10 protein-coding genes are annotated in these 11,320 nt (G+C 73.2%); 1 reads left to right on the plus strand and 9 read right to left on the minus strand.

Annotated elements, in window-relative coordinates:
- Positions 1-82 precede the first annotated feature (82 nt).
- Positions 83-1,573, minus strand: coding sequence for a GMC family oxidoreductase (locus ABZS69_RS08225; protein ID WP_355368521.1), 1,491 nt, complete (start codon positions 1,571-1,573; stop codon positions 83-85).
- Positions 1,574-1,627: 54 nt separating this feature from the next.
- Here ABZS69_RS08225 and ABZS69_RS08230 point away from each other — a divergent pair, with 54 nt between their 5' ends.
- Positions 1,628-2,293, plus strand: coding sequence for a DJ-1/PfpI family protein (locus tag ABZS69_RS08230; protein ID WP_355368523.1), 666 nt, complete (start codon positions 1,628-1,630; stop codon positions 2,291-2,293).
- Here ABZS69_RS08230 and ABZS69_RS08235 read toward each other — a convergent pair.
- From ABZS69_RS08235 to ABZS69_RS08270, 8 genes are all read right to left on the minus strand, one after another.
- Positions 2,281-3,216, minus strand: coding sequence for an ABC transporter ATP-binding protein (locus ABZS69_RS08235; protein ID WP_355368525.1), 936 nt, complete (start codon positions 3,214-3,216; stop codon positions 2,281-2,283). The genes ABZS69_RS08230 and ABZS69_RS08235 overlap by 13 nt on opposite strands.
- Positions 3,213-4,127: an ABC transporter ATP-binding protein gene (locus ABZS69_RS08240; RefSeq protein ID WP_355368528.1), complete on the minus strand. Its 915-nt coding sequence runs from the start codon at positions 4,125-4,127 to the stop codon at positions 3,213-3,215. The genes ABZS69_RS08235 and ABZS69_RS08240 overlap by 4 nt, the downstream gene beginning before the upstream one ends.
- Positions 4,124-4,951: an ABC transporter permease gene (locus tag ABZS69_RS08245; RefSeq protein WP_355368531.1), complete on the minus strand. Its 828-nt coding sequence runs from the start codon at positions 4,949-4,951 to the stop codon at positions 4,124-4,126. Before ABZS69_RS08245 ends, ABZS69_RS08240 begins: the two co-directional genes overlap by 4 nt.
- Positions 4,948-5,892: an ABC transporter permease gene (locus tag ABZS69_RS08250; protein ID WP_355368534.1), complete on the minus strand. Its 945-nt coding sequence runs from the start codon at positions 5,890-5,892 to the stop codon at positions 4,948-4,950. The genes ABZS69_RS08245 and ABZS69_RS08250 overlap by 4 nt, the downstream gene beginning before the upstream one ends.
- A 2-nt stretch (positions 5,893-5,894) precedes the next feature.
- Complete coding sequence (locus ABZS69_RS08255; RefSeq protein ID WP_355368537.1) at positions 5,895-7,415, minus strand: ABC transporter substrate-binding protein; 1,521 nt, start codon at positions 7,413-7,415, stop codon at positions 5,895-5,897.
- Between the two features lie 77 nt (positions 7,416-7,492).
- The gene (locus ABZS69_RS08260; protein ID WP_355368540.1) at positions 7,493-8,926 is read right to left on the minus strand and encodes a gamma-aminobutyraldehyde dehydrogenase; all 1,434 of its coding nucleotides are present in this window, start codon (positions 8,924-8,926) and stop codon (positions 7,493-7,495) included.
- A gap of 16 nt (positions 8,927-8,942) precedes the next feature.
- Positions 8,943-10,451, minus strand: coding sequence for a class I adenylate-forming enzyme family protein (locus ABZS69_RS08265; protein ID WP_355368543.1), 1,509 nt, complete (start codon positions 10,449-10,451; stop codon positions 8,943-8,945).
- Positions 10,448-11,320 (minus strand): amidohydrolase family protein, encoded by an 873-nt coding sequence (locus tag ABZS69_RS08270; RefSeq protein ID WP_355368546.1) that lies wholly within the window; start codon positions 11,318-11,320, stop codon positions 10,448-10,450. Before ABZS69_RS08270 ends, ABZS69_RS08265 begins: the two co-directional genes overlap by 4 nt.

The raw sequence follows: 11,320 nt of genomic DNA on the forward strand, positions 1-11,320 counted from the left end.
GCCGCTCGGGCGAATGCGTCGGTGGGCGGTCGTGCCGGCGTACGACGGCCTTGGCCTGGGGTCATCCGGGCTGGGCCGGTCCTCAGCCCAGAGTGCCGACGAGGTGTTCGGCGAGTGCGACGACCGGCAGGTTCGTGGTGGCTCGCGGGATCACCGGCATGATCGACGCGTCGACGACCCACAGGTTGTCGCTGCCGTGCACGCGTCCGGTGCCGTCCACCACGGCGCCCGCCGCCGGATCGGCGCCGATCGCGCAGGTGCCCACCGGGTGCCAGTAGTGGGCGGCGGACAAGCGCATCGCCGCGTCACCGGCTCGCGGGTCGGCCGTGAACTCGTCCAGCGGGGCCCCGAGCAGGGGCGCCAGCGCCGGGGAGGCGGCCAGGCTCCGGCACAGCTCGATGCCGTCGCGCAGCACCGCCAGGTCATCGCCGTCCGTCAGGTAGGCGTGCTCGATGACGGGCCTGGAGCCGGGGTCGGGAGAGGAGAGCCGGAGCGCGCCCCGGGAGCGCGGGGTGAGGCAGGCGGCGGGCAGCACGCAGGTCCAGCCCTCGGCGGTGCGGGCGGTCCACGGGAGGAGGTGCAGGTCGTACGGTTCATGGCCGCCGGTCGAGAGGGCCTTGCCGATGACCTGCTCGTCCGGCACCGGCCGCAGCCGTTCGTACGCGGTGAGCCGGCGCGCCAGCTCCTCGCTCGCCGCGAAGCGGAGCTCCAGGGTCGGGTGGTCGTGCAGGTTGCGGCCGACGCCGGGGAGGTCGAGGCGGGGGCGCACGCCGAGGGCGCGCAGCTCGCCGGCCGGGCCGACCCCGCTGCGCAGCAGCACCTCGGGGCTGCCGTACGCGCCGCCGCAGAGCACGAACCTGTCGGCCTCGACGACGAGCCGCTCCCGTCCCCGCAGGACGTGGGCGCGGCGGACGGCCGAGCCGCGGAACTCCAGCCGGTCCACCAGCGCCCGATCGACGACGCGCAGCCGGCGGTCGCCGCGCACCGGGTCGAGATACGCGAAGCCGCTGTTCCAGCGCACGCCGCCGGGGTTGTTCACGGGGGAGGGGCCGCAGCCGGCGCCGCCGGAGAGGTCGTCCAGATCGTCCGTACGCGGGATCCCGCACCCGACCATGGCGTCCATCGCCGCAGCCTGGAAGGGGGTGAGCTCCTCGTCGGCGTAGTGCCGGACGCGCAGCCTGGACGCGCCCTGCTTCATCAGCACGGCGAGCGACTCGTCCGTCCAGGAGAGCCCCCATCGCCGGTAGTCGGCCGCGTGACCGACGGTCTGGGAGCAGCCGTTGTGCGCGGAGCAGCCGCCGATGACCCGTGCCCGCTCGAAGGCCAGCTCCCGGGCCGGAACGGCACCCGGGCCGCGGTACCCCCAGTCGTGCGTGTCCGGCAGCGTCGTGCTGTCGAGGAGCTCGCGGGGCCAGCGGGCGGCGTCGAAGGCCCCGTAGTCGGGTCCGGCCTCGACGACCACCACGGACAGGGACGTGTCCTGGAGCAGGCGCCCGGCGACGACCGCGCCGGACGTGCCGCCGCCGAGAACCGCGACGTCCGCGCGCACCCGCTGGTCTGAGTCGTTTACCATGGACGAAGTTTAATCGATCGAACGATAAAAGAACTAGAGAGGCGGGTACGGAGCATGGACGTCGCGATCCTCATCTACGAAGGGTTCACCGCCCTGGACGTCACCGGGCCGTTCGAGGTGCTGAGCCGCCTGCCGGAGGCCAGGGTGCGGTTCGTGGCCGCCACACCGGGGATGTGCGCCGCCGACCAGCCGGGCTTCGGCCTCGTGGCCGAGCCGCTGGAGAGCATGGAGCGGCCGGACGTGGTCGTGGTCTCCGGCGGCAGCACCACCACGCGGTTCCTCGACGACGAATCCGTCCTGTCGTGGCTGCGCCGGGCGCACGGGACCAGCGTCTGGACGACGTCGGTGTGCACGGGCGCGCTCCTGCTCGGCGCCGCGGGGCTCCTGGAGGGGTGCCGGGCCACGACGTTCTGGTACGAGCTGGAGAGCCTGCGCTGTTTCGGCGCCGAGCCGGTGTCCGAGCGCGTGGTCGAGGACGGGAAGATCATCACGGCGGCCGGCGTCTCGTCCGGCATCGACATGGCGCTGCTGGTCTGCGACCGGCTCCAGGGCGCCGCCTACGCGCAGGCGGTGCAGCTGGGGATCGAGTACGACCCCCAGCCGCCGCACGACGCCGGCTCGGTGGCGAAGGCTCCTGCGGAGGTGGTGCGGTTCATGCGGGACAACCTGGAGCGCTCGTACGGCCCGTCGTGGGCGCGCAGGACCGCTCAGACCTCCTGAGCCTGCCAGGCGAGGTGGCAGGAGACCCGATGCCCGTCCCGCCGAGCCTCCTCGGGCTCGGCGGCGGCGCACCCGGCCACCGCGGCCGGGCAGCGCGGATGGAAACGACAGCCGGGCGGCAGACGCAGCGGGCTGGGCGGCTCGCCCACGGTCACGACGGGACGGCGCCGGCCGGCGGAGGGGACCGCGTCGAGGAGCACGCGGGTGTACGGGTGCCCGGGACGCGCGAAGACCTCCGCGGCCGGCCCTTCCTCCACGACGCGCCCCAGGTACATCACCGCGACCCGGTCGCAGAGCCCCCGCACCACGGCCAGGTCGTGGGAGATGAACAGCACGGCCAGCCCGAGCCGTTCGCGGAGCTCGCCCAGCAGGTTGAGCACGGCGCCCGCCACGGACGCGTCCAGCGCGGCCACGGCCTCGTCGGCGACCAGCACGTCGGGCTCCGCGGCCAGCGCGCGGGCGATCGCGACGCGCTGCCGCTGACCCCCCGACAGCTCGCGGGGGCGGGCACGCAGGTGCTCCGCGCCCAGCCCGACCATCTCCAGCAACTCGCGAGTACGGCGTGCGACCTGATCGGCGGGCCGCCGTCGCAGCGGCTCGGCCAGCGTCTGCGCGACCGTGCGGAGCGGGTCGAGGGAGGCGCCCGGATCCTGGTAGATCATCTGGACGCGACGGCGCATGCCCGGCGGCCGCCGCCGCGGGACGGGGGCGCCGTCCAGCAGCACGCTGCCCGCGGACGGCCGGGCGAGGCCGACGATCGCCCGCCCGAGAGTCGACTTGCCGCAACCGCTCTCGCCCACCAGGCCCAGGATCTCGCCCCGGGCGAGTTCGAGGTCGACCCCGTCCACGGCGTGCACCCGCCTGCGGAACAGCCCGTCCCGTACGGGATAGGTGACTGTCAGCCGCTCGACTCGTACGCTCATATGCCCTCCTCATGGACGCAAGCCGACCGGTGCCGGCCGCCGAGCGCGTGGATCCCGGGGACGGCCTCCTGGCAGACCGGCGCCCGGTGGGCGCAGCGCGCCAGGAAACGGCAGGCGGGGGAGTAGGCCGCAGGGTCGGGCGGCGCGCCGGGGATCGGCCTGAAGGGCCCCGGCGGCCCGTCGAGCGTGGGCACCGCGTCGATCAGTGCCCGGGTGTACGGGTGCCGCGGCCGGTCGAGCACCTCGGACGCCGGGCCGGCTTCGACGATCTGCCCGGCGTACATGACGGCAACCACGTCGGCCACCTGCCGGACCACCGCCACATCGTGGCTGACGAGGACCACGCCGAGCCCCCGCTCCTCCCGCGCCGCGTCGAGGAGTCTCAGGATCTCGGCCTGCAGCGTGACGTCCAGCGCCGTGGTCGGCTCGTCGCACAGCAGCACACCCGGATCCGTGGCCAGGGCCAGCGCGATCGCGACCCGCTGGCGCATGCCGCCGCTGAGCTCGTGCGGATAGGCGCGGGAGCGCAGGCCGGGATCCGGGACGCCGACGGCGGCCAGCAGCTCGACGGCCTGCCGCCGGGCGGCGGCCCGCGAGGCTCCCTGCCGGCGGCGTACGACGTCGGCGAGGAAGGACCCGATCCGCATCGTGGGATCGAGGGAGGCGTGGGAGTCCTGGAACACCATCGCGAGCCCACTCGCGGCCCGGACCTCACCGGCGGTGCGGACGGCGCCCGGAGGCAGCAGGCCCATCGCGGCGCGCAGGGTGAGCGACTTCCCGCAGCCCGACTCGCCGACGATGCCCAGGCACTGCCCCGCCCCGACCGAGAACGAGACGTCGTCGAGCACCGTCAGCGTCTTCCCCCGCCGGCGGACCGCCACCCGCAGCCCGTCGACTTCGAGCGGCGTCATCCCGCCTCACCCCGCTCGCTCCACCGGTCGCCGAGGGCGGCGACGCTCGATCCGAGGATCACGATGGTCAGCCCCGGGAACGCCGCCAGCCACCAATGGCTGCGCAGGAACAGCTGGGCCTCCGACACCATGGCGCCGAGCTCGGGGGTGCCCGCCGCCACGCCCAGCCCGAAGAACGACAGGACCGCGATGCCCTGCAGCGCCATGCCCATGTCGGTGGCCAGGTAGACCAGCGACTGCCGCAGCGAGTTCGGCAGCACGTGCCTGACCAGGACCGCGACGTGCGACAGGCCGAGCAGGTAGCTGGCGGAGACGAACTCGCGCTCGCGGACGCGGCGCACCTCGGTCCGGATGAGCCGCGCGTACACGACCCAGCCCAGCACGCCGAACGCGACGAGCAGGGACGGGGTGCCCGGGCCGAGCACGAACACGAACGCGATCAGCAGCACGTACACGGGCAGCGCCTGGAAGATGTCGGCCACCCACCGCACCGCCGCGTCCAGCAGGCCGCCGTAGTAGCCGGCCACGGCGCCGATCAGCGTTCCGAGCAGCATCGGCAGCCCGGCGGCGAACAGCATCAGCAGCAGGTCGGTACGCAGCGCGAACAGCAGCCGGGACAGCACGTCCCGGCCGAGCGCGTCCGTGCCGAGCGGGTGGGCGGCGCTCGGCGGCCGGAGCTGGTCGAGCGTCTGCAGATCCGGATCGGCCGGGGCCAGCAGCGGCGCGAGGACGGCGGCGAGGATCACCAGCGCCAGCAGCCCGGCGGCGGACAAGCGCGCCCAGGCGAACCCGCGCCGGGGATCCGCCGCGACCGCGGCCGTCACCAGGTCGTCCTCGGGTCGAGCAGCGCGACCACCAGGTCGGCGAGCAGGTTGATCGCGATGATGGCCGTGCCGAAGATCAGGGTGAGAGCCTGGACCACGGGGAAGTCCCGCTGGCTCGCCGCGTTCACCATCTCGGCGCCCAGGCCGGGCAGGCCGAAGGTCTGCTCGACGACGACCGCGCCGAACAGCAGCGCGGCGGTCTGGACGGCCAGCAGCGTGACGGCGGGCGGCAGGGAGTTGCGCAGCAGGTGCCGCCGGACGAGCGGCCACCCGGACAGCCCCAGGGACCGCGCGGTCGTCACGTGGTCGGCGGCCAGCACCTGGCGCAGGCTCGCGGCGCCGCTGCGGGCCAGGAGCGGCATCGCGGCCAGGCCGATGGTGAGCGACGGCAGGACCATCGAGCGGAGCCGCTCGCCGAAGCTCTCGCCGAAGCCGCCCACGGGGAGCCAGCCCGTCCGCAGCGCCAGCAACGAGGCCAGCATCAGGCCGATCCAGAACGGCGGGCAGTTGATGAGGATCGTGAGCAAGCGCGCGCACAGCCTGGCGGCCGTCGACCGCGGGCGGAGCGCCATGAGCAGCGCGGCGGGCGCCGCCAGCGCCGTGCTGACGAGAAGGCCGCCGGCCAGCAGCCAGGCCGTCGCACCGGCGCGATCGGCGACGATGGTGGCGATCGGGGTTCCCGTCCGGTTGGACCGGCCGAGATCGCCGTTGGCGAGGTTCGTCACGTATCTCCAGAACTGCACGAACATAGGCTGATCGAGGCCCGAGTCCCGGCGGACCTGCGCCACCTGCTCGGCGCTCGCCCGCGGCCCCGCGACGACCCGCGCCGGATCCCCGGGCATCAACTGCTGGAGCAGGACGACGATGAGCAGGAGCGCCGCCAGCACCGGGACCACCTGGAGCAGCCTGCCGGCCACGAAACGAAGTCGTCCGGCGGACATGCTCAGCCCACCCACAGCAGGTCGGCGGGATAGAACAGGAAAGGCGTGACCTGCAGGCCCTTGACCTTCTGCGACACGGCGAAGAGCCGGTCGGGGAAGGCCGTCGGGATGTACGGCAGGTTCTCGTGGATCCACGTTTCGGCGGTCCGCACCGCGGCCGCCCGTTCCTCGTCGGTCCGCGCGACCTCCAGGCGGTCGAAGGCGTCGGAGATGGTCTTCATCGGCAGGCCGGAATAGAGCCCGCCGGTGGCGACGATCAGGCCGAAGATGTCACCCACGGTCGGCGACACGCTCCCGACCTCGCCCAGGGAGAGGTCGTAGGCGCCCTTCGCCTGCCGGTCGACGAGCACCTGGACCTCCAGTTTCTGCAGGTCGACGGCCACGCCGACGGCGCGCAGCTGCGCGGCCGCGGTCTCTCCGGCGCGGGTGGAGGACGGCGTCGTCGCGTCGACCACCAGCTCGACCTTCGTCCCCGGCCGATAGGACGACTTCGCCAGCTCGGCCTTCGCCTTCTCGATCCCGGTCTCGTACGTGCAGCCGCAGCCGACGGACCCTTGGACGCCCGGGGGCAGCCCGCCGGTCGCCGGCGTGGCCAGGCCGCCGAAGACCGCCTGGGCGTACCGGCCGCGGTCGATCGCCAGGCTCACGGCGCGCCGGAAGTGGAGGTCGTTCCCCGGTTGCCTGGCGGCGTTGACGAAGATGCCGTGGATCGTCGCCGAGGGGTGCACGAGCACCCGTTCGCCTTCGGGGATCTGGCCGGCCAGATCGAGCGGGACGGCCTCGATGGCGTCGGCCTGGCGGCTCTGGTAGCGGAGCAGCTGCTGGTTGGGGTCGGAGACCACCTCGTAGACGAGGCGGTCCAGCCTGGGCCGCGCGGGGTCGTAGTAGTGGCGGTTGCGTTCGAGTACGAGCCGCTGTCCGGGCTGGTACGCGGCCACGACGAACGGCCCGGCGCCGACAGGCTTGGTGAAGAAGTCCTTGCGGCTCATCCCGCCGAAGTCCTTCGGCACGATGACGGCCGAGCCGTTGCTGAGCCAGGTGAGCGTGAAGGTGCTCGCCTTCTTCATCTTGATGACCAGGGTCCGGTCGTCCGGGGTGGCGGTGCCGGTGATGGCGGCGTAGAGCGAGCCCATGGACAGCTCCTTGCGCCACAGCTCGACGGAGAACGCGGCGTCCCGGGACGTCAGGGGCCGCCCGTCGCTGAAGGCGAGCCCGGGACGCAGCGTGAAGGTGATGGTCTTCGCCTTGGCGTCGAGCTTCCACTTCTCGGCCAGTCCCGGCTGGATGGAGGCGCCGTCCGCCGAGGGCCGCACCAGCCCTTCCATCACCTGCGGCAGGGTCTGGAAGGTCGCGAGCTGGATCGCCTTGTCGGGGTCCCAGCCGTCGATGTCGGCGGCGCGCAGGATGGTGAGGCTGCCACCGCTCCTCGCCGGGCCGTCGGTGCGAGAGTCGCTCGCCGTGCCGCCCCCGCAGCCCGTGACCAGCAATGCCACCGCGAGCAGGAGGCATGCCGTGGTTCTCATCCGCATCGTGTTCATCACCAGATTTCGAACGTTTGATAAACTTTCTGAACATGCCGCTCCGGGGGCGGTCACAGGGGTCAGCGCAGGCTGGCCATCACGTGCTTGACGTGCGTGTAGTCCTCGAGGGCGTACATCGACAGGTCCTTGCCGTACCCCGACTGCTTGTAGCCGCCGTGCGGCATCTCCGACGCCAGCGGCACGTGGTCGTTGATCCAGACGCAGCCGAACCGCAGCGCCTTCGACAGGCGCAGGGCGCGGCCGACGTCGCGGGTCCAGACGGAGGAGGCCAGCCCGTACGGTGTGCCGTTGGCCAGCGCGACGGCCTGCTCCTCGGTGTCGAAGGGCTGGACCGTGACGACCGGGCCGAAGATCTCCTTCTGGACCAGCTCGTCGTCCTGACGCAGGCCCGCGACGACCGTGGGCTCGTAGAAGAAGCCCGGCCGGTCGGCGGCGCGGCCCCCGGCGACGACCTCGGCGTGCGCGGGGCGGCGGTCGAGGAAGCCCGCCACCCGCTCGCGCTGGCGCAGGCTGTTGAGCGGGCCCAGGGTGGTGCCGGGGTCGCGGGTGTCGCCCAGCACCAGCTTGCCCGCCTTGTCCGCCAGCCCGGCCACGACGTCGTCGTACAGGCGGGCGGAGGCGAGCACGCGGGTCGCCGCCGTGCAGTCCTGGCCCGCGTTGTAGTAGCCGGCGCCGGCGACCACCTCCAGGGCCGTTTCCAGATCGGCGTCGTCGAAGATCACGACCGGGGCCTTGCCGCCGAGCTCCAGGTGGACGCGCTTGAGCGTGCGGGCGGCGTGCTCGGCCACCCACCTGCCCGTCTCCACGGATCCGGTGAGCGAGACCAGCTCGACGTCCGGGTGCTCGACCAGCGCGGCGCCCGGCTCGTTCCCGCCGACGACGACGTTGAGCACCCCCGGCGGCAGGAGGCCGGCGGCCAGCTCGGCGAGCCTGACCGTGGTCATCGGCGTCGTCGGCGCGGGCTTGAGCACGGTCGTGCACCCGGCGGCGAGCGCCGGGCCGATCTTCCACACCGCCATCATCATCGGGTAGTTCCACGGCGTGATCTGCCCGACCACGCCCACGGGCTCGCGGCGGATCATGGAGGTGTAGCCCGCCACGTACTCTCCCGCCGACCTGCCCTCCAGGCAGCGGGCCGCGCCGGCGAAGAAGCGCAGGTTGTCGGCCATCGTGCCGATCTCGTCGCTCCTGACCACGTGCAGCGGCTTGCCGGCGTCGGCCGACTCCAGCTCGGCCAGCTCGTCGCCGTGCTCCTCGATCGCGTCCGCCAGCCGCAGCAGCGCGTGCGCCCGCTCGCCCGGAGTCGTGGCCGACCAGCGGGGGAAGGCCGCCGTGGCGGCGGCCACCGCCAGCTCGACGTCCTCGGGGCCGGAGCGCGGCGCGGTGGCGATGGTCTCGCCGGTCGACGGGTCCAGCACGGGCGCCGAGCGCCCCTCCAGCGGGTCCGTCGACTCGCCGTTGATGAAGTTCCGCAGCACGCGGAGGTCGGGCATGTCTGTCTCCCACATGTCAGGACGCCGCCAGCAGGCGCAGTCTCACCTTGTCGACCTTGCCGACGGCCAGCTTGGGCAGCTCGCCCTCCAGCCGGAACACCTTCGGCACCTTGTAGTTGGCCAGCCGGGACCGGGCGTGCTCGCGCAGCTCGGCCTCGGTCACCGGCGCTCTCGGCACCACGAACGCGTGGCCCACCTCGCCCCAGCGCTCGTCGGGCACGCCCACCACGGCCGCGAGCGCCACCGCCGGATGCTCCTCCAGCGCGGCCTCGATCTCCCGGGGGTAGACGTTGTAGCCGCCGGACTTGAACATCTCCTTGAGCCGCCCGACGAGCCGGATGTGCCCGCCGGGCTCCTCCACCGCCAGGTCGCCGGTGTGCAGCCAGCCGTCGGCGTCGATGGCGGCGCGCGTCGCCTCCGGGTCGCGGAAGTAGCCGCGGGTGATGAAGTCGCCCCTGACGAGCAGCTCACCGGCCTTTCCCGGAGTGCCGTCCTGGGCGCGCAGCGCCACCTCGTAGTGCGGGTCCACCCGGCCCACGCTCCAGGACAGCACGTCGAGGGAGTCGCCGGGATCGGTGTAGGTCACCGAGCCGGTCGACTCGGTGAGGCTGTAGCTGGTGGCCAGCCGGGCCCCGGTCCGCGACAGCGTCTCCAGCAGGCTGCGTGGCGCGGCGGCCCCGCCCCAGAGGATGTACTCCAGCGAGCCGAGGTCGCAGTCCCGCCATTCCGGCGTGGCCACCATTGCCAGCAACTGCGTGGGGATGCAGTAGAGGTGGGTCAGGCGTTCGCGCTCCACCGTGCGCAGGGCTTCCGCCGGGTCGAAGCGCGGCATGTAGACCACCGTGCCGCCCGCGACCAGGATCGAGGTGCTGATGTCGCCGAGCCCGCCGATGTGGTTGAGCGGCAGGTCGCAGAGCTTGCGGGGCGCGTCGCCGTACCAGCGGCCCGCCTGTACGACCCCGCAGTGGGCCAGCCCCCAGTGGGGGACGAGCGCGCCCTTCGGCCTGCCCGTGCTGCCCGAGGTGTAGATCATCGCGGCCGGGTCCAGCGGCCGCACCTCTCGCCGGGCGGCCAGGAGGCGATCATCGGGCCGGGCCGCCTCGATGAACTCCTCGTAGGAGGAGGACCGGTGGATCACCACGCGCGCCCGGCCCGGTGACAGCGCGCGCTGCGTGGGGTCGTCCGGGCCGAGCATGCCGAACAGCAGCGCCGGCTCGCTGTCGGCGACCACGTGCGCCAGCTCGGCGTCGGTGTACTTCGGGTTCAGGCCGACCCAGACGGCGCCGATGCCCGCCGTCGCCAGGAAGAGCACGAAGCACTCCGGCTGCGGATGGCCGAGCACCGCGACCCGGTCGCCGCGCCCGACGCCGGCGGCCAGCAGCGCCGCCGCGCAGCGGTCGACGTCGTCACGCAGCCGTTCGTACGTCCAGCGCCCGTTCTCTCCAACGAGGGCCTCCCCGGCGGGACGGTGCGCGGCCCAATGCTCCACATAGTCGGTGATGCGCGGCAGCCGGGGCGGGCTCATACCAGCACCGCCTGCTCGCGGGCCGACAACAACCGGGCGGCGTTGCCGTGCAGCAGTGCGTCCAGGGTCTCCGCCCGCAGGCCGAGGCCGTGCCACTCCTCCAGCGCCCGCCGGTGCGGGAAGACCGGCCAGTCCGTGGCGAACAGCACCTGGTGGCGCAGCAGCCGGTCCATGAAACGCAGCATCATCTCCCAGCCCGAGCCCGGCACGCCCAGGTACTTGGGGGCCAGGCCGCCGAAGTCGATGAGCACGTTGGGGTGCCGCCGCGCGACCGCGACGATCTCCGGCACCCACGGCCAGGCCGCGTGGCAGGCGATGAGCGTGGCCTCGGGGAAGTCGCAGGCCACCTGGTCCAGGCGGACGGGGCGTTCGGCCTCGATGGGGTGGCGGCGCGAGTAGTTGACCCCCGTGTGGATGGCGACGGCCAGGCCCAGCTCGGTGGCCTTGGCGTAGATCGGGTAGAGCAGGCGGTCGTCGATCGCGTGGCCGAAGAACGACGGCTGCACGTTGATCCCCTTCAGCCCCAGCGCCGCCACCCGCTCGACCTGGCGCACCGCGCGCATGACGGACAGGGGCTCCAGCGTCACCGTCCCGAAGCCGGAGAACCGCTCGGGCCGCAGCCGGACCTGCTCGGCGACCTCCTCGTTGAGCGCGTCGGCGTAGTCGCCGTGCTCGTACTCGGCGTGCAGCACGGCGTGCCCGATGCCGGACTCGTCCATCTCGGCCAGCAGCTCGTCCATGTCCTTGTGCCAGCCGTCGCCGATGTCGAGCACCGCTTCGTACTGCGTGTAGACCTCGCCTCCCGCGGAGATCGGGGGACGGACGGCGCTGGGCACCCGTACGCGGAAGTCGATGATCGTGGAATTCAT

Origin of the sequence: Nonomuraea sp. NPDC005650 (assembly GCF_040605375.1) — a bacterium.
Lineage (GTDB): Bacteria > Actinomycetota > Actinomycetes > Streptosporangiales > Streptosporangiaceae > Nonomuraea.

Excerpts from the sequence above, each read along its gene's own strand:
- ABZS69_RS08260 (WP_355368540.1), bottom strand. The coding sequence starts at position 8,926 with ATGCCCGACCTCCGCGTGCTGCGGAACTTCATCAACGGCGAGTCGACG.
- ABZS69_RS08255 (WP_355368537.1), bottom strand. The coding sequence starts at position 7,415 with ATGAGAACCACGGCATGCCTCCTGCTCGCGGTGGCATTGCTGGTCACG.
- ABZS69_RS08240 (WP_355368528.1), bottom strand. The coding sequence starts at position 4,127 with ATGACGCCGCTCGAAGTCGACGGGCTGCGGGTGGCGGTCCGCCGGCGG.
- ABZS69_RS08265 (WP_355368543.1), bottom strand. The coding sequence starts at position 10,451 with ATGAGCCCGCCCCGGCTGCCGCGCATCACCGACTATGTGGAGCATTGG.
- ABZS69_RS08270 (WP_355368546.1), bottom strand. The coding sequence starts at position 11,320 with ATGAATTCCACGATCATCGACTTCCGCGTACGGGTGCCCAGCGCCGTC.
- ABZS69_RS08250 (WP_355368534.1), bottom strand. The coding sequence starts at position 5,892 with ATGTCCGCCGGACGACTTCGTTTCGTGGCCGGCAGGCTGCTCCAGGTG.
- ABZS69_RS08230 (WP_355368523.1), top strand. The coding sequence starts at position 1,628 with ATGGACGTCGCGATCCTCATCTACGAAGGGTTCACCGCCCTGGACGTC.
- ABZS69_RS08225 (WP_355368521.1), bottom strand. The coding sequence starts at position 1,573 with ATGGTAAACGACTCAGACCAGCGGGTGCGCGCGGACGTCGCGGTTCTC.
- ABZS69_RS08235 (WP_355368525.1), bottom strand. The coding sequence starts at position 3,216 with ATGAGCGTACGAGTCGAGCGGCTGACAGTCACCTATCCCGTACGGGAC.